This is a genomic window from Winogradskyella poriferorum (assembly GCF_050618035.1).
GTDB lineage: Bacteria > Bacteroidota > Bacteroidia > Flavobacteriales > Flavobacteriaceae > Winogradskyella > Winogradskyella poriferorum_A.
Genome location: NZ_JBODPY010000004.1, coordinates 94,140 through 116,580, shown reverse-complemented (window position 1 = coordinate 116,580; position 22,441 = coordinate 94,140). Strand labels below are relative to the sequence as shown.

The window sequence follows — 22,441 nt, the reverse complement described above, 5'->3', positions numbered from 1 at the left end:
TTTTAATTCAACAGAGTAATTACTTTAAACCAGAGCATAGATTGTGGCATCCTTTTTGTTGATAATTTTAAGGATTCATTAGGTTATATTTCTCCGTATTTTAAGTACTTTTGACTTATAACAGGTTTATAAGAATCCCTTTTGTTTAAGCAGAAAAAAAATAAAAAATTTAGCTACAAACCGAGGTTTGATGAAACTCAAAATGGCAAGTCAACTTCAAATTTTGAGGCTAAATGGAATGATGCTAGAAGAGAGACGCAACGAAGAGGAAGTTTTCTAACATCATTGCCCGCACTTTTAGTTATGCTTATAGCGATTATTGTATTAATGTATATTCTTGAAGGATATATAAACTGAATTAGATTATGGGACCAATTAAATTCACTTTAATAAAAAGACTGCCACGTAATAAAAGATTTAATTACACGCCTAGGTATTACAAGGGTAAGGAAGATACAGATGTAACTAAGTACAGTTCTAAATTTGATGCCTTTGCCGATAATTATAATAAGAATGATTTTTCGGGACAATGGCACGAAAGTAGGATTAAGAATAGAAATCGAAATAATTCAGGCATCAACAGTACCATTTTAATCCTAATCGCAGTATTTATCCTTATTTTCCTGTTTTTTATTGATTTTGATTTATCCATATTCTCTTTAGGAAATTAATGGCAGATATAATTCAACTATTACCCGATCATGTCGCCAATCAAATCGCGGCAGGTGAAGTAGTACAACGTCCAGCATCCGTAGTAAAAGAACTTTTAGAAAATGCAATTGATGCAGATTCTAACGAGATAAAACTTATTATTAAAGACGCAGGTAAAACGCTTATACAAGTTATCGATAATGGTAAAGGTATGAGTGTTACAGACGCACGACTAAGTTTTGAGCGTCATGCTACCTCAAAGATTAAAAATGCTGAAGACTTATTTCAATTATGTACTAAAGGATTTAGAGGAGAGGCTTTAGCGAGTATCGCAGCTATTGCGCATGTAGAGCTAAAAACAAAAAGAGCAGTTGATGAATTGGGTACAGTTATCAAAATGGAAGGAAGCAAGGTTGAACATCAAGATGTTGTGGTAACACCAAATGGAACCTCTGTTGCTGTAAAAAATCTCTTTTTTAATATTCCAGCTCGGCGTAATTTTTTAAAGTCAGATACAGTTGAGCTTCGTCATATTACTGATGAATTTCATAGAGTGGCGCTAGCACATCCCGACATTGCATTTGTGCTATACCATAATGGAGGTGAGTTATTTAATCTTCCCAATGAGAATTACAGACAGCGTATAGTACATGTTTTTGGAGCGAAAACTAATGAGAAATTAGTACCAGTAAATGAAGAGACTGAAGTATTAAAAATTGAGGGTTTTGTTGGTAAGCCTGAGTTTTCGAAAAAGACACGTTCCGAACAATTTTTCTTTGTTAATAACAGATTTATAAAAAGCCCATACTTAAATCATGCCGTTAATGCTGCCTATGAAGGCTTACTAAAGGAAGGTTATCACCCAAGCTATTTTTTAAATCTAACGGTAGATACTAAAACTATAGATATTAATATTCATCCTACTAAAACAGAAATAAAGTTTGATGATGAGCATACCTTATATGCTATATTAAGGTCTGCCATTAAGCATAGTTTAGGGCAATTTAATATTGCACCAGTTTTAGATTTTGAACATCAAGAGCAATTTAACACACCTTATAGTTATAAAAATAAGGAAGCTAGTGCGCCATCTATAGATGTAGATCGTGGTTATAATCCTTTTAAAGAAGAAACATCTCAAAAGGGTGCTATTCAAAGAACTTCGATACGGTCAAATAAAACGAACAACTGGGAGAGTTTATATGTAGGATTAGAATCTAAGAGTAATGGGCATAATGAACCATTAAAGGAATTCTCATTTGAAAGTGATCAGGTTTCTACATCTTTGTTTGACGATACGGATTCGGACAATTTTCAGAAGCCGACATTTCAATTACATAACAAATACATTGTGAGCACTATCAAGTCTGGCATGCTCGTCATTGATCAGAATAGAGCACATCAGCGCATATTATATGAAAATTTCTTGAAGCACATAACTATTAAAGAGGCGACAAGTCAGCAACTTCTCTTTCCAATAAATTTGGACTTCACGCCTAACGAAATAGCAATTATTAAGCAGTTAAAATCTGACTTAGAACATACAGGATTTGTATTTACGCACATCGAATCAGTTAGTGTTACCATTTCTGGTGTTCCAATAGGTGTACCAGAAAGTGAAGTTTCTATTTTATTAGAGCAACTTATAAATGACATAGAAAACGAAGTACCAGATACTAATTTTAGTGCTGCAGATTTATTGGCAAAATCTTTGGCCAAAACTTTAGCAATTAAAAATGGTCAGAGCCTAAACCGTACCGAGCAAGAGCATATGGTTAATAGTTTGTTTGCTTGTAAGGAACCCAACCTATCACCAACAAATAGACCAACATTCATAACATGGAGTGTTGATGAAATCGAAAAAAAATTCTAGAGAATCGTTATGAGAACATCCATTACTGAAGGTGTAAAACATTTATTAATTATAAACGTCATTATGTATGCTGGTATGATGTTAATGGGTAATAATGGTGAATTATTCATGCAATGGTTTGCATTATATTTTCCTCAGAACGAATTATTCCAACCTTGGCAAGTACTTACACATATGTTTATGCATAGTAATGTAACCTTTGCACATATCTTGTTTAATATGTTTGCCTTGTGGATGTTTGGAACTGCTGTGGAGCAAATATTTGGCATGCGAAAGTTTTTAATTTTTTACCTCTTATCTGGTTTTGGAGCCGCGACTATACAGATTGCCTTTTTATACTTTCAATTTAATTCAGGATTATCTGCATTAATTGATGCGGGATTTTCACAAACTGAGATTTTGAGCACACTTGCAAATGGTGAATACAATACAAGATGGGCTACAATTTTGGGTGAAGACTTTAATAGTTTCGCAGGTTCTTATATTTCACCAATGGTTGGTGCTTCGGGTGCCATAATGGGTGTTTTGGTTGCTTTTGGTATGTTATTTCCAGAATCTAAACTGATGCTTATTTTTTTACCGATTCCTATTAAGGCGAAATATTTTATACCAGCAATAATTGGTTTAGATTTATTTTCTGCCATAACTGGAAGTTCAATATTTAGTCCAAGTAATACCGCATATATGGCCCACGTTGGTGGTGCGCTTACTGGATTTCTATTAATGTATTTCTGGAAGAAAAATGAAACTGATAAATACCGTTGGAATTAATGGGGAATTCGATAGAAGATTTAAAATATAAATTTGGAAACCTAGATGTATTTGGCAAAATCATTGTGATTAATGCAATTGTTTTTATTTTCAATTTTGTGCTTTCTGCATTATTAAAGTGGGATTTTGCACAATATTTTGTTTTACCTTCTGACTTCATGGATTTCATCTTGCAACCATGGTCGCTAATTACATATGGTTTTATACATAGTGGCTTTTGGCACATCCTTTTTAATATGTTATTACTGTTCTATTTAGCAAGGGTTGCGACAAATATCTTTAGACCAAAGATGGTCTTAAATATATACTTTATGGGTATCATATTTGGAGGGCTAGCCTATATGGCTGTAGCAAATATATTACCTGGTAGTTTGTTTAGAGCTAGAGGTGTGTTACTAGGTTCTTCGGCAGGCGTTTCAGCACTATTAATGTTTATTGCAGTTTATATGCCCGATTCTCAAATAAGATTATTTAATGCCTTTAATGTTAAATGGAAGCACATTGCCATTGTTTTTGTTGTTTATGATGTCTTAAGACTCATGTTAGGGCTAAATCAAGGTGGATATATAGCACATATTGGTGGGTATTTGTTGGGCTATTTTTATGCTACAAATCTAATTAAGGGTAAAGATATTGGTTCTGGTTTTGAACGATTTATGGATATGTTTATGAGCTGGTTTAGACCAAACTCCAAATTAAAGACTGTGCATCGTAAAAAAGGACAAAAAAGGTATACGAACAAAACAAAAAACGAGTTTGATACGTTCAATAAACAGAAAAAGATAGATATGATCCTCGATAAGATAAGTAAGAGTGGTTACGACAGTCTTACTACCGAGGAGAAAGAATTTCTATTCAAAGCCGGAAAAGATTAAACTCTGTGAAAGGACTAAAATTTTGGGATAAGATCATTTTTGCTATTAATTCGATAGTAGCTTTTTTATTGCTTATCTCTTTTCTTTTGCCTTATGTACCTCCAAAAAGTTTTGCTACTGTATCTGCCTTAAGTCTAGGTGTTCCGATTCTTATAATTCTAAATATTTTATTTTTTGTATTCTGGGTTTTAAGAATTAAGAAACAATTGCTTTTGTCATTAGTGGTCTTAATTCTCGGATGGAATCATGTAAAGGCACTTTATAAATTTTCATCTTCATATACTAATGAGGATGAAAATAACTTTACTGTAATGTCATTTAATGTTAGGCTTTTTAATCAATATAATTGGATTCCTAATAAAACTGTGCGTGAAGACATTATTGATTTTTTAGAATCAGAAAGTCCAGATATTATTTGTTTACAAGAATACACGAGGGGTTTACCTATAAAACTCAAAGGCTACCATGAGTTCAATGCTAGATATATGAAAAACATAAGGCCAGGAATGGCTATGTTTTCTAAGTTTCCCATTGTTAATGGAGGATCATTAGATTTCCCCGATTCTTACAATAATAGTTTGTTTATGGATGTGGTTAAGGGCAAGGATACTTTAAGAGTCTATAATGTGCATCTACAATCTTCGGGTATTAATCCAGATGTAGAGGCGCTGAAGAACGAACCATCAAGTGGTTTATTTTCTAGAATAAAAAGTGTATTCAAAAAACAGCAAGAACAAGCGGAACTATTAATAAAGCATCGATCTAAAACTGATTATAAAACTATTATAACAGGCGACTTTAATAACACGACGCACTCTTATATCTACAAAGAAATTAAGGGTGACTTTGTGGATACATTTGAGGAAGCTGGTAACGGTTTTGGGAGAACCTTCGATTTTAAGTTCTTTCCCTTTAGGATTGATTTTATTTTGGTAGATGATACTTTTGAAGTTAATGGCTTTGAAAACTACAATGTAAAGCTCTCAGATCATTATCCAATTAAAGCGACTTTAAAGCTGTTATATTAGCATGCAATCTGCACTATCTGCAACAATGTGAGCAAGTAAACCTAGCGCAATTACACGTGTTTTATTTGGAATCAACAAAAGGACATATATGCCTATTGCATAATAGGAGTGAAGCGGGTGAAAATTAATACTGCATCTATCAGCCTGAAATAATGGAGTCGCCAATAGATGGTCGATATCAATTAAAAATCCAAGCAACATAATTACATAAGCTTTAAACCATTGTTTTCTATAAAACAGAAGCGCGATGGCTAAAGGTAAAAATACGTGTATACCATAATGAATACCTGTTTTCATGATACTAGTGACGAATGATTTTTAAGGTAGAGCTCTGAGTTTGGCCCTTCATTAAATAGAAGATCTAAAATACTCAGGTTTGATAAAAATCCGTGTTTCTCTGTAAATACCTGTGTGTAGGGTATAAATTCATGGGTGTTTGAATTTCGGTTTACCATATGACGATAATCAGAAAGATTAGTTGGTAGTTTTTCGTAGGCATTAGTATAGTTAACATCTATATCAATCTGTAAGCAATTCGTCATAATTTCAAAACACTTTAGATTAAGCTCTAAAATAGAATCAAATTTATTCTCAAATAAGGGCATTAGGTCGTCGATGTAAAACTCATAAAAAGGAGACATTCTATAGGCTGACTCTAATGACTTAAGATGTTGTGATTGCCACTTGCCATCATTTGCAATTTTCACATCTTTATAAAGCTGTCTATTCTTTTGAGTATATATTACAGGAACTGTAAGTGCCAGTTTACCATTGGCACCATAAATTTCAGTACGATTGCGAAAGGTTTGTTTCTGGTAATTATCATGGGTTTCGAAAACCAATTTAGATGCATTAATAATTACCGAAAAGTGTTCTAAATTCGGGAAGTATGTTGGATGCACTAAACAGTCCATGACAATTAATTAAGCGTTCAGTTTAGCCTTCTTTTTTTTACGCCATTTATTAAATAGGGTTAGGCCTATTACAACAACCATAAATGGAATGAAATAAGATACTCTCTTACCATCACCACTAGCTGTAGTAAATATACGATCCCATCTAAAACTCCAATTTTTCAAGCCATCCATAAGGCCATCAATACTCATCCAAATGAAAACGGGCTTTCCAAACACATGATCGTAAGGTACAAAGCCCCAAAATCTACTATCTATAGAATTATGCCTGTTATCACCCATCATCCAATAATAGTCTTGTTTAAACGTGTAGGAGGTCGCAGGTGCGTCATCTATAAAAATCTGGTTTCCTCTGGTGACAACACTATGACCTTCATATTCCGAAATAGCACGTTTGTAGAGTGAAATATTATTAATATTTAAATTAACTGTTGATCCAGCCTTTGGAATAAATAAAGGACCAAAATTATCTATGTTCCAATTATAGTTAATGTCTCTTGGAAAAATCTCTTCACGTAAATTTTTCTCTTTTTTGATAGGAATAATTTTATCCACTTCTGGATGGGCTTTTAAACGTGCAATCGCCTTATCAGTTGCTGCTGGGATACGGTAAAAACCTTCTTGAGTTCCATAGCCCAGACCATCAGTGATATCGTGTTTTTTAAGGATATCATAAATACGTGATGGTTGTAAGTTCCTTTTGAATCTTATGTCGTAAGAGAATTGTAAATGGGTTCGAGGTGGTAAAACATTCTGCTTTCCATTGATAAAGACATAACCATCTCTTATTTCTAATGTATCACCAGCAACACCAACACAGCGTTTTACAAGATTTGTCTTTTTATCAATTGGTTTGTAGTAATTCCGATCTGGCTGGAATTTATTCATATCTAAAAGCGTATCTGCTGGTTGATTAAAAACTACAATATCATTACGCTCAATACTTTCAAATCCAGGTAATCTAAAATACGGTAGCTGTAACTTATTTAAGAGGCTCGTATTGCGCTTCTCATAATTATCACTGTAGAGATATGATTTTTTCTTTAGAATTGGGATTGTATCGTGCACCATTGGTGTTGCAACCGTAGTCATCGGTCCTCTAGCACCATAATGAATCTTACTTACAATAAGAAAATCTCCCACTAAAAGCGACTTTTCTAATGATGATGAAGGAATAACAAACGGTTGAAAGAAGTAGGTGTGTACTATGGTTGCTGCAACTATTGCAAATAGAATAGATGTAATCCATTCGCCTGTTGAGGTCTTTGGCTTTAATCTGCGGTTTTCAATATAATTTACATCCTCAATGTAATTGAGATAATACAAGTAAAAGCCTAATGTGATTAGACAAAGTAAGGCATCTTTTTTTGAGTCTTTACCGAAGCTACGAGCTGTTTCTACCCATACAGCAGGTATCATAATTAGATTCACAATTGGGAGAAACATTAGGATAATCCACCACCAAGGTCTGGAGATGATTTTCATAAGGATTACAGCATTGTACACAGGCACAAAGGCTTCCCATGCCTGTCTCCCAGCTTTAGTATATAGTTTCCAAGTCCCTAGACCATGAATAATCTGGATTACTATAATAAAGATGAACCATTCTGTCCAATTCATAATTTTGATTTTAATCTATAGGTTGAAAAATATTTTAAATTGTATCATCAAGAGATGTAATTAACCAATGTTTAACACATCTTTCATTGTAAAAATGCCCTTTTTATCCTTAATCCACTCAGCAGCAACAACTGCGCCTAAAGCAAATCCTTTTCTGTTGTGTGCTGTGTGTTTTATATTGATTGTATCAATTTCAGACGTGTATACAACCTCATGAGTTCCAGGAATACCTTCGATTCTTTTAGCAACAATATTTAATTGATTTGCTTCACTTTCATCGAGTACCCAACCCTTATATTTGGTGTTCTCTATGATTTGCTCCGCAAGTGAAATTGCGGTACCACTAGGAGCATCTAGCTTTTGTGTATGGTGAATTTCTTCCATCATAACGCTATAATCTCCTAAAGGACCCATTAATTCACTTAGCTTTTTGTTGATTTCAAAAAATATATTTACTCCTAAACTAAAATTTGAAGCATAAAGAAATGTTCCGTTTTTAATCCTGCAGTATTCAACTATTGTGTCATAGTTATCCAACCATCCAGTAGTACCAGAAATAATTGGAATACCAGCATCTAATGCTTTTTTAATATTTGTTTCTGCAGCTGATGGCACACTAAAATCAATAGCCACATCACAACCTGTAAAATCGAATGCGTCTTCAGGCTCTGAAATTTTAAGACAAATCTGATGATTACGACCTATAGCAATCTCTTCAATACTTTTTCCCATTCTGCCATAGCCGAGTAATGCAATATTCATTGTTTAGAATTTAAAATTTAGGGTCAGTCCTAGGTCAGAACTATTTTCTAATTCATTGTATTGATAATGGGGACTTAATGTTAAATTTTCATCCACATTAAACTGTAGTAGGTGAGCATCGACATTGGCATCGATAATATTTAAGGCGTATAATCCAATTGTTACTAAGAGCGATACTTCTTTATTCCTTCTAAATTGTTGTTGAGCTCTTATAAGTCCATCATCAGAAATTTGAGGAGTTGGACCGTCACCATAGAATTCGTCATCTGTAAAACCAGCAAGACGTCTTTTATACGCATCTCTAAATCGATCAAATTGATTGTCATTTCTAATATAGAAATACACACCAGTACCAATTGCACCCCAAACTATTGGGATTTTCCAATATTTCTTATTGTATGCTTGACCTAAACCTGGTAATATAGCTGAGTAGAATGCAGCCTTTGACGGTCTCAAAGGATCGATAGGCTTTCGTTCTACGATGGCATTATCGATTTGAACCAATTCTCTATCCAATCCAAGGCTTGTACTGTCTTGTTTTACGTCTTCTTGTGAAAACATAAAACTGGCCGTCAAAAAGCAAAGGAGGAGTGTATATAGTTGCCTATTTAGCACGTTGTACTAATTTTTTAATTCTATTAAAATCTTCTTCAGAATGAAATGGTATGGTAATTTTTCCACTTCCATTTTTAGCTAGTTTTACATCGATTTTATGACCAAAATATTCTGAAAAATCTTTTATACCTTTCTTTACATATTTTGGGATCTCCACTGATGTGTCTGAGTTTGAGGTAGTATTAGGATTATTAAGGTTCTTCACTAATTGCTCAGTAGCCCTTACCGAAAGTTTATTTGAAATGACTTTCTCATAAATTTCCAATTGGTCTATTTGACTTTCTATATTCACCATGGCACGTCCATGACCCATAGAAATAAATCCATCGCGCATACCTGTCTGTATAATCGGATCTAATTTTAATAGTCTTAAGTAATTGGCTATAGTTGAACGTTTTTTACCAACACGCTCACTCATTTGTTCTTGCGTAAGATTTATTTCATCAATTAACCTTTGATAAGAAAGTGCTATCTCAATTGGGTCTAAATCTTGACGCTGAATATTTTCAACCAATGCCATTTCTAACGATTCTTGATCGTTAGCGATTCTTATATATGCTGGGATAGCCTCTAGTCCAATAAGTTTAGACGCTCTAAATCGACGTTCTCCAGAAACAAGCTGGTATTTATTAAAAGCCAGTTTCCTAACCGTTATTGGCTGAATGACACCTAATTCTCTAATCGATGACGCTAGCTCTCGTAATGATTCTTCATTAAAATTTGTTCTTGGTTGAAATGGATTAACCTCAATACTGTTGATCTCTAATTCTACAATATTACCAACAACTTTGTCTGCGTTTTTATCCTCAGCAGAATTTATATCATTATCTGGGTCTTTAAGCAGTGCTGATAAGCCTCTACCAAGCGCCTGTTTTTTTGTCGCCTTCGCCATTACAATTCATTTTTTTTAATCAGCTCCTTTGCTAAACTTAAATAATTTGAAGCACCTTTACTACCAACGTCATAATTAATTATGCTTTCGCCATAACTTGGAGCTTCTCCAAGTCTTACATTTCTTTGTATTATAGTTTCAAACACCATATCGCTAAAGTGTTTTTGAACCTCTTCAACTACTTGATTTGATAATCGGAGTCGAGAATCAAACATGGTAAGAAGCATACCTTCAATGTCTAACGCCTCATTGTGTATCTTTTGTACACTTTTAATAGTGTTTAACAGTTTCCCTAGACCTTCAAGTGCAAAATACTCGCATTGGATAGGAATTATAACAGCGTCTGATGCTGTTAGGGCATTTAAAGTTAGAAGACCTAATGATGGTGCACAATCAATTAAAATATAGTCGTATTCACTTTTTAAAGGAGCGATAGCCTTTTTGAGCATATATTCCCTTTCGTCTTTATCAACTAATTCAATCTCAATAGCTACTAAGTCAATATGTGCTGGTATAATATCTACATTAGGTGCATTAGAAGCGACTATGGCTTTGTCAGCAGTGTGTGTATGCTCAAGCACTTGATAAGAACCGATTTCAACAGCATCAACATCAACGCCTAAACCAGAACTCGCATTTGCTTGTGGGTCTGCATCTATAAGTAGGACTTTCTTCTCTAAAACACCTAGAGAAGCTGCTAAATTTACTGATGTTGTGGTCTTGCCAACACCACCTTTTTGATTAGCGATTGCAATGATTTTACCCATTAAATGATTTGGTTTTAGTAAGGTTTAAAAATACAATTAATTATGGGTTTTGAAAATCGAAGTTGTTAACACTAAGTAAACATATTTTCGCCAAAAACCTTACACTTAGATTATAGCTATACCTAACTTATATTCAGAAGATTGGTGTTGTAAATGAGCTAAGCTTTAGACTTCAAAAATCTTCTATTTGTTCTTCTTAGCTCGAATCATTTTTTCGAGTTCGTCCCAAAGTGCTTCTGGAATTTCTGAGAGCATATTAAATTCTCCCGCACCCTTTAACCATTCACCACCATCAATAGTAATCACTTCACCATTTATGTAAGCAGAGAAATCGGATACCAAATATGCTGCTAAATTGGCAAGTTCTTGATGTTCACCAACTCTATTTAAAGGGACTTTCTTAGCCATATCAAATTTATCTTGAAGATTGCCAGGCATTAATCGATCCCATGCGCCTTTAGTTGGAAAAGGACCTGGTGCTATAGCGTTAAAACGCATTCCGAATTTGGCCCATTCAACAGCTAAGCTTCGCGTCATAGCTAAAACACCTGCCTTTGCTGCAGCGCTTGGTACAACATAACCTGAGCCTGTCCAAGAGTAAGTGGTGACTATATTTAGAACATTTGTGTTAGTTTGCTTAGTATCTATCCAATGCTTTCCGAAAGAAAGTATACAGTTTTTAGTGCCTTTAAGAACAATGTCAATAATCACATCAAAAGCACGTGGTGATAGTCGCTCTGTAGGTGATATGAAATTTCCAGCAGCATTGTTTAGCAGTATATCTACTTTACCAAAGTGTTCGACTACTTTTTGTCTCATGGTTTCCACTTCATGAAATTCTCTAACGTCGCATTGTACGGCGAGACATTTACCACCAGTTTCAGCTTCAAGCTCTTGAGCTGTACCTTGTAGTTTTTCTAAATTTCTTGATGTTATGGCTACTTGTGCTCCAAGTTGAAGAAAATATCTAGTCATTGCTTTGCCAAGTCCACTTCCACCACCTGTAACCACAATGGTTTTACCTTTTAAGGCATCATCACGTAGCATCTTATCATTAAAGTTCATAAGGGATATTTGTATTTAGTCAATAAGGATTTCTAAAATCTGAATAGCAGCCTCACTAATTTTTGTTCCAGGTCCGAAAACAGCAACTGCACCAGCATCAAATAAAAACTGATAGTCTTGTTTTGGGATTACACCACCAACGATTACCATAATATCATCACGTCCATAAGATTTTAATTCTTCTATTACCTGAGGGACTAAGGTTTTATGTCCGGCAGCTAAAGATGATACACCCAAAATATGTACATCATTTTCTACGGCTTGTTTTGCGGCTTCTTTCGGTGTTTGGAAGAGAGGACCAATATCGACATCAAAACCAACATCAGCATAGCCAGTAGCAACCACCTTTGCACCTCTATCATGTCCATCTTGTCCCATTTTCGCGATCATTATTCGAGGTCTGCGACCATCTTGCTCAGCAAATTTATCTGCTAAAGATCTTGCTTTTTTAAAGCTTTTATCGTCTTTAATTTCTTTACTATACACTCCTGAAAATGATTTAATCTGTGCTTTATAACGTCCAAACTCAGCTTCTAGAGCATCACTAATTTCACCAAGGGTGGCTCTTTTTCGTGCAGCGTCTACAGCCAAAGCTAGTAAATTTTCCTCACCTGTTTTTGCAGCCATTGTCAATTTAGCCAGCGCCTCTGTAACCTCAGTGTTATTTCGTTGTGACTTAAGGGATGTTAGGCGTTCAATTTGTTGATTCCTAACCGTTTGATTATCTACCTCTAAAATATGTAAAGGATCTTCTTGCTCTAATTGATAAGCATTAACGCCTACGATTGTATCCTGCCCAGAATCAATACGTGCTTGTTTTCTTGCAGCAGCTTCTTCAATTCTTAGTTTTGGAATTCCAGCTTCAATAGCTTTAGTCATTCCACCAAGTTCTTCAACTTCCTGTATAAGATCCCAAGCTTTATTTGCAATCTCATGAGTAAGACTTTCAACGTAATAACTACCAGCCCAAGGGTCAACAGTTTTAGTTATATGTGTTTCTTCTTGAAGATAGATTTGTGTATTACGTGCAATTCTAGCCGAGAAATCAGTAGGTAATGCAATAGCTTCATCTAAAGCATTTGTGTGTAAACTTTGTGTACCACCAAAAGCAGCAGCAGCTGCCTCGATACATGTTCTGGCAACATTATTAAATGGGTCTTGTTCGGTTAAACTCCAACCAGAGGTTTGACTGTGTGTTCTTAATGCAAGAGATTTTGGATTTTTAGGATTGAATTGCTTCACAAGTTTAGCCCAAAGCATTCTGGCAGCACGCATTTTAGCAATTTCCATAAAATGGTTCATGCCAATGGCCCAGAAGAAGGAGAGTCTTGGAGCAAAAGTATCTATGTCCATACCAGCTTCAAGCCCTTTTCTAATGTATTCTAATCCATCTGCTAAGGTATAAGCAAGTTCAATATCACAAGTAGCACCAGCTTCTTGCATATGGTAGCCGGAAATACTAATACTATTAAAGCGAGGCATATTCTGACTCGTATATTCGAATATGTCCGAAATGATTTTCATGGATGGCGTTGGAGGATAGATGTAGGTGTTACGTACCATAAACTCCTTTAGAATATCGTTTTGAATAGTACCAGCCAATTGCTCTGGTTTAACACCCTGTTCTTCGGCTGCTACAATATAAAAGGCCATAATAGGCAAGACTGCACCATTCATTGTCATAGAGACCGACATCTTATCTAAAGGAATCTGATCGAACAATACTTTCATATCTTCGACAGAATCAATGGCAACTCCTGCCTTACCAACATCACCAACAACCCTTTCGTGATCGGAATCATAACCTCTATGTGTGGCCAAATCAAAAGCTACTGAAAGACCTTTTTGACCCGCAGCTAAATTACGTCTATAAAACGCATTACTCTCTTCGGCCGTTGAAAACCCTGCATATTGTCTAATGGTCCAAGGCCTCCTCACATACATAGTAGAGTAGGGGCCTCTTAAATTTGGAGCTATACCAGCAACAAAATCTAAATGATCAAAATTTTGGAGATCTTCTTTAGAATAGGTTTGTTTAACCTCTATGCCTTCCGCAGTATGAAATGAATCCTCATTTTTTTTGACTGTAGTATTCGGCTTTTTCTCTAATGTGATATGTTGAATGTCTTTTCTCATAATATCATTTTTTCAATAAAAGGATCGAAGTAAACCTCGAAAGGCGCCATTAAATTTATGAGCACGGTTTTATTGTTTGACGATATAAAATAAGCATGTTGAAATGCTTGTTGTTGTAATTTTTGATTCTCTATTTTGAAAATAGCCTTAAATATTTGGGTCTTGCCATTATCATTATGCTTGGCAGTTATTTTGGTATAATCCAAATCAGTTAACTCAGATAATTGTTCTTGATTTTGTCTTATTATACCAAGTACAAATTTTGCATCCTGCCGAGAAATTGGAGTATAAGGAATTGTATTTAGGGTATACGTTGCATTAACGGTATCATCAAAATAGATATAATGATTTCCATCCATTTCACGCATGTGTTTTAATCTTGTGCGTTCAATCTCTAGTTCCTTATGGTCCGTTGCTAATGAATCTAAAAGTGCTAAATATTTTATAGACGAATAACGTTTAAAGGAGGTAGGTAAGAACAGTTTGATACCATCATCTCCGAGATAATGTGTTTTGCCTTCTACTGCTTCTATGTCCTCTATCTGAGTCCAATGAGATATGCCTTTAGCGACCTCTAAGCAAGAGGTGAAAGATATAGCAATAAAACATAAAAAAAGAACTATAGATTTTCTCAATACCATGTTTTATTCTTCTTTTAAACGATTCATTTCCAATTGTTCAGATAATCTTTTCTTAATAATTGGTTCAATTAAAGTTTTGCGCACTTCTTTTTTGATAAATGGATGTTTTTCTAAGTCATTTTTCATTTTATCGTTAGGGTTTGGGTATTTATTTGTACCCAATAAAACAAGTTTCCCTTCTTCGAATTGTTGCTGTTCTTTTGCCGCACTTTCTTTAATTTTTCTTTGAATAGTTCCAGATTTTAGTTGCGCCAAAAAGCCACCATTTTTTTCAATATCCTTAAATACTTTTAAGGCTTTATTACTTATTTGATCGGTAAGTGACTCAATGTAATATGATCCATCAGCAGGATTATTCACTTTATCTAAATAGCTTTCTTTTTTTAGTATTAAAAGCTGATTTCTTGAAATGCGGTTTCCAAATTCGTTAGCATCGTGATAGAGGTGATCGTATGGTAAATTACAGATTATATTTGCACCACCTATCACAGCACTCATACATTCGGTTGTTGTTCGTAACATATTTACGTTGTAATCATAAATTGTTTTGTTGCGCTCACTTGGAATAGCAATAATTCGGCAACTTTGGTTATATCCAAATGTATCTGCCAAGACCGACCAAAGACTTCTTAGAGCCCTCAGCTTGGCAATTTCAAAAAAGTAGTTAGATCCAATACTAGTTGTAAAGGCAATTTTAATCGATGCTTTGTCATTTTCTGATAACTTATCACTAAAGTGATTAAGGTACTCATTAACGTGTGCTAATGTGTAGGCTACCTGCTGTATTATGTTTGCACCTGCATTTTGGTAAAGGCTTAAATCTACATTAAATTGATTTTTGGATTTTACAATCTTTTCAAATTCTAAATGATCGTCTTTGAGTGACCTAAACCAATTTCCTGTTTTTCCTAGATTACCAATTATATCATTTAAAATGGTGATATTTTCAATGAGGACAGGGTCGATATTATTAACAAAGGCCTCAGATAAAAAATCACATTTAAGAATTACATGTATTTTCTCTAAATCTATTCCGTCAACTAAGCTATTAACAGATACCGAGTCTGAAGTTAAACTAAAAAGAATACTCTCAGCGCCACGCTCTATAGCGTCTTTTGCATTATCATTGGCTTCAGAAACTTCGTTTACTTCAATAAATTGGCATATTTTCCAATTCGTGGCATTACTATTTGATACATCTGGTAATGCGTCAAATTGATCTGAATGATAAAATGGTTTTACATCAATACCATCATTTGTTTGCCAAATTAGTGTGTCGTTGTAATCAGCGCCTTTTAAATCTACTTGTATTTTTTGTTTCCAGGCTTTTGAGGAAGTACCCTCAAAATCATTAAATAAGTTTTTACTCATTCTTATTTGATTTTGGTATGCTGTCTTCGTATTCGATTATATAAATTTCCTCGTTGGGCTTTTTCATATTGTAGGTCTCTCTTGCCATACGTTCTACACCTTCATCAGTGCTGAGTTCCTTTATGGCCTTATTATCTTTGGCCATTTCGTTTTTATAGTGTTGCTTTTGATATTCGAGTTCCTCGATATCGGTATTTAATTCGTGATGAAACAACCATGAATGAGCATCAAAAAAAAGCATCCAAATGGCAAAGCCCAATAATACAATGACGTATATATTTTTAAACGGTTTAAGATATTTTGATTTTGGTTTGGCCATTATAATTTTTCGTTAATTATAGTTTTAACGATATCTACAGCTACCGTGTTGTATTTGTTATTTGGAATAATGATATCGGCATATTCCTTCATAGGTTCTATAAATTGCTCGTGCATTGGCTTTAAAGTGGTCTGATACCGTGTTAAAACTTCATCTATATCTCGACCTCTTTCTGATATATCTCGCTTTAATCGTCTAATTAAACGCTCGTCAGAATCAGCATGAACAAATATTTTAATATCAAATAAATCCCGTATTTCTGGGTTGGTGAGAATTAAAATCCCTTCAACTATAATAACCTTTCTGGGTAAGGTTTTTATTGTATCACCTGTGCGATTGTGCTTAACAAAGGAGTAGACAGGTTGTTCAATGGGTTTGCCTGCTTTGAGTTGTTTAAGGTGATCTACTAATAAGTCGAAATCTATAGAGCGTGGATGGTCAAAGTTAATTTTTACGCGTTCATCATAACTAAGATGTGACGTATCCTTGTAATATGAATCTTGGGAAATAACACCGACTTCACCTGCTGGCAGTTCTTTGAGAAGTGTGTCTACAACAGTAGTTTTACCGCATCCAGTACCACCAGCAATTCCGATTATAAGCATAAGATTTTTCTATTTATAAGAGAGTACAAAGTTAGCTAATTAACAATTGCTTTTAATGACATTTGTCATTCGCAGAGGTAATTTTTTATAGTGCTCATTGCCTCAGTAATTTAACAATGCCAAGATTTTCAATACCAACATAAATAAAACCATCGGGTTCTTGTTCTACACTGCGCACTCTTCCATGACCATCAAGTAAACGTTCTTCTTTTACGACCTTGCCATTTCTAATAGTACACATATCTAAATATTGAAATTTTAGCGATCCGACCAATAGGTTTCCTTTCCAGTCACCGTATTTATCACTACTTATAAATGCCATTCCACTTGGTGCAATGGAGGGATCCCAATAGTGTAGTGGTTGTTCCATACCCTCCTTGGCTGTCAAATCTGTGAACTTTGTACCACTGTAGTTAACGCCATAACTGATTACTGGCCAACCATAATTCTTTCCTTTTTTAATAATATTTATTTCGTCACCTCCTTTTGGTCCATGTTCATGAGTCCATATTTCCTTAGTTTCAGGGTGTAAAGTCATACCTTGCGGGTTCCTATGTCCGTAGGAGTAAATGGCCTTTTTAGCGCCTTGGCGATTGTAAAATGGATTATCATTTGGTATAGAACCATCATCATTAATACGGTATACCTTACCGCAATCCTTACTAATATCTTGAGGGTTTAAATCTCTATCACCACGATCACCAATAGTAAAATACAAATAACCCTCTTCGTCAAATACTAATCTAGAACCAAAATGTTGTCCTCGAGTAGAATTTGGTGTTGCTTTATAAAGAACTTCCCAATTGGTAAAAGTGTTATTCTTCAATTTAGCACGTCCAATTGTTGTATTGCCTCCTTTACCGTCATCATCTGATGAGGCATAAGAAAAATAGATCCAACCTGTTTTAGTGTAATTGGGATGAAGAATAATATCTAAAAGCCCACCTTGTCCGCGCAAGTAAATATCTGGTAAACCTGAAATTAATTGTTTTTTACCATCTTTAAAATGGATAACCTCACCTGATTTTTCCGTAATTAGCATTGATCCGTCGGGCAGAAATGTAAATCCCCAAGGAATTGTAAGATCTGGCACAACGACTTGATAATCATTTTCAGTATTGGTTGGATTACGATCTTGTGCACAAGAAAATGTGGTAATGAGAATGAAGGTGAAGATTAAAGGTTTTATTTTCATGTAAAAAATAAATAGACATTAGATTTTAAAGTTATGAATTTGTTGTCGGTTTCTAAAGAAAAATAATATATTTGCAAACCTATTTTCGGGGTGTAGCGTAGCCCGGTTATCGCGCCGCGTTTGGGACGCGGAGGTCGCAGGTTCGAATCCTGCCACCCCGACCACAAAGCTTAGTTTTTACTAAGCTTTTTTTGTTTCCGGTACTTATTTGGTTAAATTATCTGAATACTAAAAAGGCCTAAAACTTAGGCCTAGATATTCAAAATTTACTTTATAATAAATAGTTTACTTATTCAATTCTCACGTAATTTTCTGAATAAATACGGTTACCATCTTCGTCTATTTCGATTTGTTCGAAACGGTCAGGATGAAGTTCAAACTGAAACACAAATTCTTGTTGATCCTCAATAACATCATTCATAAAGGCAGAACCAAATTCTAGTACTTCGGTTAATACACCATCATCGTAGGAGTAAGATCCATATCCAAAAAACTCAATAGAATCCGTTTTTAGTAGCTTACACCACATCACTTTAGTATCGGTATACATTTTTATTTGACGTGATAAGGTATTGTTAGAAAAAGAATCTACCACCTCATTATCTTGATAATTATAGAATCCTTTTAGTTCCCAAGCACCTTTAAGACCATTTATTTTCGCTGTTGTAATTTCAGTAGCTTCTGCGTTGTCATTTTCAGTATTGGCTGTGTCTTTACAAGAAGATATAAACACAAGAACGAGGCAACTAATAATAAATTTGATTTTCATGATCTCGATGATTTAGTAGTTAAACACTTAAAAATTACAAAATTATAAGGAGAAATGGAAGGTATTTGTTGAATTTATATTAGCATTGCTAGTGTTAATAACTTCTATGTAAGGATTTAAGCAAAAATCCTACTTTTGCTACATAATAAAAGCGAATTTATGTCAGAGATTATTGAAAAAGTTAAATGCTTAATTATTGGTTCTGGACCTGCAGGATATACTGCGGCGATTTATGCTGCAAGGGCTAATATGGAACCTGTTTTATATCAAGGGGAACAACCTGGTGGACAATTAACCACAACCAACGATGTGGAGAATTTCCCTGGGTATCCTGATGGAATTACAGGACCTGAAATGATGATTCAACTTCAGAAACAAGCAGAGCGTTTTGGTACAGACGTACGTCACGGTTGGATTACAAAAGTAGATTTTTCAAGTGATGTACATAGAGTTTGGGTTAATGATGAAAAAGAAATTCATACCTCAACAGTAATTATATCTACTGGAGCATCAGCTAAATATTTAGGACTTCCCTCTGAACAGAAGTATTTAAGTCTTGGTGGTGGTGTTTCTGCATGTGCAGTATGTGACGGATTTTTCTACCGAAACCAAGAGGTAGTAATTGTGGGAGCAGGTGATTCTGCCTGTGAAGAAGCACATTATTTATCTAAACTATGTAAGAAAGTAACGATGCTTGTAAGACGTGATCAGTTTAGAGCTTCTAAAATAATGGAAGCAAGAGTACGCAATACTGAGAATATTGAAATTCTGTTAAACACTGAAACAGTAGAAGTACTTGGTGATGGGCAAGTTGTTACTAGTGTAAGAGCAAAGAATAATATATCTGGTGAAGAATTTGATATACCTGCTACTGGATTTTTTGTTGCGATAGGCCATAAACCAAATACTGATATTTTTAAGGAGTATTTAGATTTGGATGAGACCGGCTACATTATTAATGCAGTACCTGGAACGAGTAAAACAAATGTTGATGGTGTTTTTGTTAGTGGAGATGCAGCAGACCATGTCTACAGACAAGCAATTACTGCAGCTGGTACAGGTTGTATGGCAGCTTTAGATGCGGAACGTTATTTGGCCGCTAAGGAGGCTGACTTTGAAGTGTCAACATCTACTTATAATTAAACGTATACAAATAAAAGTGCATAAAAAAAGCCGAAGTTAATCTTCGGCTTTTTTACATTCTTATCTTTTCTTTTTTTGTAGTTTCGAGGTGCCTTCAAGTTTATTTATAGTTATCGAAGGATTACCATAAAGATATACCTCACTATTTCCTGAAGCACTTATAACTATAGACTCTTCAACTGCGATGGTGATATCACTATTATCTTCTAATGTTGCATCAACTTGTTTGACTTCAAATTTTGAACCTGTTAAATTTGATGAATTATCCACTCTAATTAATGAAGAATCCGATATACCTTCAATCACTGCGTCTGATCGTTGATATAAATCAAAATTTGTTACTCTACTTTTTATTAAGGCATCAAGCTTACTCGTATCACTTAATTCAACATAACTAGAATCTGTTGTAAGATTTAAGCGTGTTTTTGATTTCCCCGAACTTTTGTACCCAAACGTTTTCGAATTTATATTAAGGTAGGCTCTTGAGTTATCAGAGGTGCTAAGCGTAACATCTCCTAATTCCATAGAAGTAAGGGATCTTATTTCGCCATCGCCTTTTACTTGTATGTTGCTTAAGGCGTCACCATAATTAACTTTAATATTTAATTTCTTTTTTGATGTAATTCTCATCGTTTGAGAAAATGAAAGTACACTGTCAACTACATTAAATTGTATAACATCGTGTAAATTATCATCGGCTTCTATTTCTACTGACGGTTTACTGTTATAAACAACTTCGATTGCAAAATCACCGTCAACAACTATTGTTTCAAAATCATCAATAAAAGTCTGCTTAATGGTGACATTTCTGTCGCCTTTGATTTTTTGAGTTGACTGCGATAATACCGTTGGTACCGTAGCCAACATAAATATTAAAACGAGTAATTGTTTTTTCATATATCAATTATTATCTTCTAATAAGACCCATTCTTTTTATTAAGTCACTTTATTAGAGGTTTAACAAATATATACAAAAACCATCCCAAACTGCATAAATGCGTTTGAAATGGCTTATAACTGATTGGTTTTGAATTTATTACGTAATTTCCATGAACCACGCAATTTGGTTAAGGCTATTTATTGTTTTCTTACACTACCAGATGAGGTATCTGATTTTTCGACTTTTTGAGGGTTACCCGAATATCTAATATCACCACCACTAGAAGCTCTAGCAGTTAATTCTTTAGAAGTGTTTACTGATATATCTGCACCACTTGTAGCCTTTACTTTAGAGGTTTTAGCCCTTAAATTAGAAGCTCTTATATCGCTACCACTTGTTGCTTCGGCGATTAAATAATCTGTAGATCCACTCAGCTTAATATCGCTACCACTAGTAGAATGGCAGTTAAGTGATTCGGTTTTTACATCGAGTGTAATTTCTGCACCGCTTGTACAATTTATTTCTAAATCGTCTACTTCTATTAGGTTAGTGGAAAACACATCACTACCGCTAGTTGCTTTAATCGCTTCTACATCTGTAATACTTAGAATAATTTTTCTAGACGAAGCGCGTCTAATATTTTCCGTGGTGTAAATACTTAAGGTATTGTTTTCAACCTCTGTCATAATTAACTCATGTAGATTCTCATCAGCTTCTACTGTGAGATCAACAGAATTACCTTGCGTTATAAATAACTCAAGTCCTTGGCTAACCTTTATATTCTTAAAGTCGTCTTGGATATTTCTATCGGCACTAACAACTTTGCCGTTTCCGTCTATTCCCATACCAAAGTTAATATCCATGTTACAGGAAAGCATTAATATGCTTACAATGCTCGTAATAATAATTCTAACTAGTGTATTCATGATTTTTGTTTTTGATTGAATTGATGATTTTATAATTATTTTGATTTGTGATTATAACTTATAACACGTTTAATCTTCCATTGCCCATCAGCATCTATAATCCATAGATGAGAGAATTGAGCGTCGTTATTACTTGAGGTGTAATCCATGTCCTTATCGGGTGAAAAATAGTGAATACCATTTTGTAAGGCTCCGTACAACTTATTGTTGTTGTAGAGTGGAAATACTTCAAGGCTTTCTTTTACAAGGAAGCGGTAGATTTTATTTGGGTTATTTTCTCTACATAGTCCATTTTTCATGACTTCAACAAATTCAGATTTTGAATTGGTTACACCGCTTTTATCATGATAGAATTCTAAATCCTCAAATAGTAGCGAAGCACTGACGTCCATATCGCATTGATTAAAACCTATCTTAAAGAGTAAACTATCCTTTTGTTTAAGGGTCTGAAATAATTCTGAGTTTTTTTCTACTTGTGCTAATGCAATACCGGAAAACAGAAGTAATCCGATATTGCATAACAAAGGTATTTTGGTTGATTGACTCATTTTTTTTGATTGATTATTCAAATGTATTTTGAATGTGATTAATTTTTAATTAATTATGACCGAATTGTCATTTTT

The 22,441-nt window shown here is 34.5% G+C and carries 25 protein-coding genes and 1 tRNA gene; 8 read left to right on the top strand and 18 right to left on the bottom strand.

What is annotated here, in order from left to right:
* Window positions 1–141 precede the first annotated feature (141 nt).
* From ACRHOC_RS10310 to ACRHOC_RS10285, 6 genes are read left to right on the top strand one after another with little or no spacing between them, the layout of a single operon-like run.
* Window positions 142–357, top strand: coding sequence for a hypothetical protein (locus tag ACRHOC_RS10310; RefSeq protein ID WP_431158555.1), 216 nt, complete (start codon window positions 142–144; stop codon window positions 355–357).
* Between the two features lie 8 nt (window positions 358–365).
* On the top strand, window positions 366–671 hold the full coding sequence (locus tag ACRHOC_RS10305; RefSeq protein WP_431158554.1) for a hypothetical protein: 306 nt from the start codon (window positions 366–368) through the stop codon (window positions 669–671).
* On the top strand, window positions 671–2,524 hold the full coding sequence (gene mutL, locus ACRHOC_RS10300) for a DNA mismatch repair endonuclease MutL (RefSeq protein ID WP_431158553.1): 1,854 nt from the start codon (window positions 671–673) through the stop codon (window positions 2,522–2,524). The genes ACRHOC_RS10305 and mutL overlap by 1 nt, the downstream gene beginning before the upstream one ends.
* 9 nt (window positions 2,525–2,533) lie before the next feature.
* Entirely contained in the window at window positions 2,534–3,295 is a 762-nt protein-coding gene (locus tag ACRHOC_RS10295) for a rhomboid family intramembrane serine protease (protein WP_431158552.1), read from the top strand.
* Window positions 3,295–4,170, top strand: coding sequence for a rhomboid family intramembrane serine protease (locus ACRHOC_RS10290; RefSeq protein WP_431158551.1), 876 nt, complete (start codon window positions 3,295–3,297; stop codon window positions 4,168–4,170). Before ACRHOC_RS10295 ends, ACRHOC_RS10290 begins: the two co-directional genes overlap by 1 nt.
* A gap of 5 nt (window positions 4,171–4,175) precedes the next feature.
* A complete protein-coding gene (locus ACRHOC_RS10285; protein ID WP_431158550.1) occupies window positions 4,176–5,198 on the top strand; it encodes an endonuclease/exonuclease/phosphatase family protein in 1,023 nt (340 codons plus the stop codon).
* Here ACRHOC_RS10285 and ACRHOC_RS10280 read toward each other — a convergent pair.
* The 14 genes from ACRHOC_RS10280 to ACRHOC_RS10215 form a co-directional block, all read right to left on the bottom strand.
* Window positions 5,190–5,495, bottom strand: coding sequence for a DUF6122 family protein (locus ACRHOC_RS10280; protein WP_431158549.1), 306 nt, complete (start codon window positions 5,493–5,495; stop codon window positions 5,190–5,192). The two genes, ACRHOC_RS10285 and ACRHOC_RS10280, sit on opposite strands and share 9 nt — an antisense overlap.
* A complete protein-coding gene (locus ACRHOC_RS10275) occupies window positions 5,492–6,112 on the bottom strand; it encodes a WbqC family protein (protein ID WP_431158548.1) in 621 nt (206 codons plus the stop codon). The genes ACRHOC_RS10280 and ACRHOC_RS10275 overlap by 4 nt, the downstream gene beginning before the upstream one ends.
* A 9-nt stretch (window positions 6,113–6,121) precedes the next feature.
* Entirely contained in the window at window positions 6,122–7,732 is a 1,611-nt protein-coding gene (gene lepB / locus ACRHOC_RS10270; protein WP_431158547.1) for a signal peptidase I, read from the bottom strand.
* A 60-nt stretch (window positions 7,733–7,792) separates the two neighbouring features.
* Window positions 7,793–8,494: a 4-hydroxy-tetrahydrodipicolinate reductase gene (gene dapB, locus ACRHOC_RS10265; protein WP_431158546.1), complete on the bottom strand. Its 702-nt coding sequence runs from the start codon at window positions 8,492–8,494 to the stop codon at window positions 7,793–7,795.
* A 3-nt stretch (window positions 8,495–8,497) separates the two neighbouring features.
* The gene (locus ACRHOC_RS10260) at window positions 8,498–9,055 is read right to left on the bottom strand and encodes a DUF5683 domain-containing protein (RefSeq protein ID WP_431158545.1); all 558 of its coding nucleotides are present in this window, start codon (window positions 9,053–9,055) and stop codon (window positions 8,498–8,500) included.
* 43 nt (window positions 9,056–9,098) lie between these two features.
* Entirely contained in the window at window positions 9,099–10,001 is a 903-nt protein-coding gene (locus tag ACRHOC_RS10255; protein WP_431158544.1) for a ParB/RepB/Spo0J family partition protein, read from the bottom strand.
* Window positions 10,001–10,768, bottom strand: a complete 768-nt coding sequence (locus ACRHOC_RS10250; RefSeq protein ID WP_431158543.1) for a ParA family protein — start codon at window positions 10,766–10,768, stop codon at window positions 10,001–10,003. The genes ACRHOC_RS10255 and ACRHOC_RS10250 overlap by 1 nt, the downstream gene beginning before the upstream one ends.
* Window positions 10,769–10,951: 183 nt before the next feature.
* Entirely contained in the window at window positions 10,952–11,833 is an 882-nt protein-coding gene (locus tag ACRHOC_RS10245; protein WP_431158542.1) for an SDR family oxidoreductase, read from the bottom strand.
* A gap of 15 nt (window positions 11,834–11,848) precedes the next feature.
* The gene (gene scpA / locus ACRHOC_RS10240) at window positions 11,849–13,972 is read right to left on the bottom strand and encodes a methylmalonyl-CoA mutase (protein ID WP_431158866.1); all 2,124 of its coding nucleotides are present in this window, start codon (window positions 13,970–13,972) and stop codon (window positions 11,849–11,851) included.
* Window positions 13,966–14,610, bottom strand: coding sequence for a hypothetical protein (locus tag ACRHOC_RS10235; RefSeq protein ID WP_431158541.1), 645 nt, complete (start codon window positions 14,608–14,610; stop codon window positions 13,966–13,968). The genes scpA and ACRHOC_RS10235 overlap by 7 nt, the downstream gene beginning before the upstream one ends.
* A 3-nt stretch (window positions 14,611–14,613) precedes the next feature.
* The gene (locus tag ACRHOC_RS10230) at window positions 14,614–15,981 is read right to left on the bottom strand and encodes a methylmalonyl-CoA mutase subunit beta (RefSeq protein WP_431158540.1); all 1,368 of its coding nucleotides are present in this window, start codon (window positions 15,979–15,981) and stop codon (window positions 14,614–14,616) included.
* Entirely contained in the window at window positions 15,974–16,300 is a 327-nt protein-coding gene (locus ACRHOC_RS10225; RefSeq protein ID WP_431158539.1) for an FtsB family cell division protein, read from the bottom strand. The genes ACRHOC_RS10230 and ACRHOC_RS10225 overlap by 8 nt, the downstream gene beginning before the upstream one ends.
* A complete protein-coding gene (gene udk, locus ACRHOC_RS10220; RefSeq protein ID WP_431158538.1) occupies window positions 16,300–16,905 on the bottom strand; it encodes a uridine kinase in 606 nt (201 codons plus the stop codon). Before udk ends, ACRHOC_RS10225 begins: the two co-directional genes overlap by 1 nt.
* Window positions 16,906–16,999: 94 nt before the next feature.
* Entirely contained in the window at window positions 17,000–18,100 is a 1,101-nt protein-coding gene (locus ACRHOC_RS10215) for a PQQ-dependent sugar dehydrogenase (protein WP_431158537.1), read from the bottom strand.
* An 86-nt stretch (window positions 18,101–18,186) separates the two neighbouring features.
* Between ACRHOC_RS10215 and ACRHOC_RS10210 the strand changes: the two genes are divergently transcribed.
* Window positions 18,187–18,264: transfer RNA gene (locus ACRHOC_RS10210), tRNA-Pro, on the top strand.
* Between the two features lie 125 nt (window positions 18,265–18,389).
* On the opposite strand, the gene ACRHOC_RS10205 is transcribed toward ACRHOC_RS10210, so the two are convergent.
* Complete coding sequence (locus tag ACRHOC_RS10205) at window positions 18,390–18,869, bottom strand: hypothetical protein (protein ID WP_431158536.1); 480 nt, start codon at window positions 18,867–18,869, stop codon at window positions 18,390–18,392.
* Window positions 18,870–19,028: 159 nt separating this feature from the next.
* Between ACRHOC_RS10205 and trxB the strand changes: the two genes are divergently transcribed.
* On the top strand, window positions 19,029–20,012 hold the full coding sequence (gene trxB, locus ACRHOC_RS10200) for a thioredoxin-disulfide reductase (RefSeq protein WP_431158535.1): 984 nt from the start codon (window positions 19,029–19,031) through the stop codon (window positions 20,010–20,012).
* Window positions 20,013–20,072: 60 nt separating this feature from the next.
* Here the strand turns inward: trxB and ACRHOC_RS10195 are convergent, their stop codons facing one another.
* The 3 genes from ACRHOC_RS10195 to ACRHOC_RS10185 all read right to left on the bottom strand — a co-directional run bounded on the left by ACRHOC_RS10195 (window position 20,073) and on the right by ACRHOC_RS10185 (window position 22,366).
* Complete coding sequence (locus tag ACRHOC_RS10195; protein ID WP_431158534.1) at window positions 20,073–20,909, bottom strand: GIN domain-containing protein; 837 nt, start codon at window positions 20,907–20,909, stop codon at window positions 20,073–20,075.
* Window positions 20,910–21,089: 180 nt separating this feature from the next.
* Window positions 21,090–21,818: a head GIN domain-containing protein gene (locus ACRHOC_RS10190; RefSeq protein WP_431158533.1), complete on the bottom strand. Its 729-nt coding sequence runs from the start codon at window positions 21,816–21,818 to the stop codon at window positions 21,090–21,092.
* A 35-nt stretch (window positions 21,819–21,853) separates the two neighbouring features.
* Complete coding sequence (locus tag ACRHOC_RS10185) at window positions 21,854–22,366, bottom strand: nuclear transport factor 2 family protein (protein ID WP_431158532.1); 513 nt, start codon at window positions 22,364–22,366, stop codon at window positions 21,854–21,856.
* Between the last annotated feature and the right edge of the window lie 75 nt (window positions 22,367–22,441).

Excerpts from the sequence above, each read along its gene's own strand:
- ACRHOC_RS10305 (WP_431158554.1), top strand. The coding sequence starts at position 366 with ATGGGACCAATTAAATTCACTTTAATAAAAAGACTGCCACGTAATAAA.
- mutL (WP_431158553.1), top strand. The coding sequence starts at position 671 with ATGGCAGATATAATTCAACTATTACCCGATCATGTCGCCAATCAAATC.
- ACRHOC_RS10295 (WP_431158552.1), top strand. The coding sequence starts at position 2,534 with ATGAGAACATCCATTACTGAAGGTGTAAAACATTTATTAATTATAAAC.
- ACRHOC_RS10290 (WP_431158551.1), top strand. The coding sequence starts at position 3,295 with ATGGGGAATTCGATAGAAGATTTAAAATATAAATTTGGAAACCTAGAT.
- ACRHOC_RS10280 (WP_431158549.1), bottom strand. The coding sequence starts at position 5,495 with ATGAAAACAGGTATTCATTATGGTATACACGTATTTTTACCTTTAGCC.
- ACRHOC_RS10275 (WP_431158548.1), bottom strand. The coding sequence starts at position 6,112 with ATGGACTGTTTAGTGCATCCAACATACTTCCCGAATTTAGAACACTTT.
- lepB (WP_431158547.1), bottom strand. The coding sequence starts at position 7,732 with ATGAATTGGACAGAATGGTTCATCTTTATTATAGTAATCCAGATTATT.
- dapB (WP_431158546.1), bottom strand. The coding sequence starts at position 8,494 with ATGAATATTGCATTACTCGGCTATGGCAGAATGGGAAAAAGTATTGAA.
- ACRHOC_RS10260 (WP_431158545.1), bottom strand. The coding sequence starts at position 9,055 with ATGTTTTCACAAGAAGACGTAAAACAAGACAGTACAAGCCTTGGATTG.
- ACRHOC_RS10255 (WP_431158544.1), bottom strand. The coding sequence starts at position 10,001 with ATGGCGAAGGCGACAAAAAAACAGGCGCTTGGTAGAGGCTTATCAGCA.
- ACRHOC_RS10250 (WP_431158543.1), bottom strand. The coding sequence starts at position 10,768 with ATGGGTAAAATCATTGCAATCGCTAATCAAAAAGGTGGTGTTGGCAAG.
- ACRHOC_RS10245 (WP_431158542.1), bottom strand. The coding sequence starts at position 11,833 with ATGAACTTTAATGATAAGATGCTACGTGATGATGCCTTAAAAGGTAAA.
- ACRHOC_RS10235 (WP_431158541.1), bottom strand. The coding sequence starts at position 14,610 with ATGGTATTGAGAAAATCTATAGTTCTTTTTTTATGTTTTATTGCTATA.
- ACRHOC_RS10230 (WP_431158540.1), bottom strand. The coding sequence starts at position 15,981 with ATGAGTAAAAACTTATTTAATGATTTTGAGGGTACTTCCTCAAAAGCC.
- ACRHOC_RS10225 (WP_431158539.1), bottom strand. The coding sequence starts at position 16,300 with ATGGCCAAACCAAAATCAAAATATCTTAAACCGTTTAAAAATATATAC.
- udk (WP_431158538.1), bottom strand. The coding sequence starts at position 16,905 with ATGCTTATAATCGGAATTGCTGGTGGTACTGGATGCGGTAAAACTACT.
- ACRHOC_RS10215 (WP_431158537.1), bottom strand. The coding sequence starts at position 18,100 with ATGAAAATAAAACCTTTAATCTTCACCTTCATTCTCATTACCACATTT.
- ACRHOC_RS10205 (WP_431158536.1), bottom strand. The coding sequence starts at position 18,869 with ATGAAAATCAAATTTATTATTAGTTGCCTCGTTCTTGTGTTTATATCT.
- trxB (WP_431158535.1), top strand. The coding sequence starts at position 19,029 with ATGTCAGAGATTATTGAAAAAGTTAAATGCTTAATTATTGGTTCTGGA.
- ACRHOC_RS10195 (WP_431158534.1), bottom strand. The coding sequence starts at position 20,909 with ATGAAAAAACAATTACTCGTTTTAATATTTATGTTGGCTACGGTACCA.
- ACRHOC_RS10190 (WP_431158533.1), bottom strand. The coding sequence starts at position 21,818 with ATGAATACACTAGTTAGAATTATTATTACGAGCATTGTAAGCATATTA.
- ACRHOC_RS10185 (WP_431158532.1), bottom strand. The coding sequence starts at position 22,366 with ATGAGTCAATCAACCAAAATACCTTTGTTATGCAATATCGGATTACTT.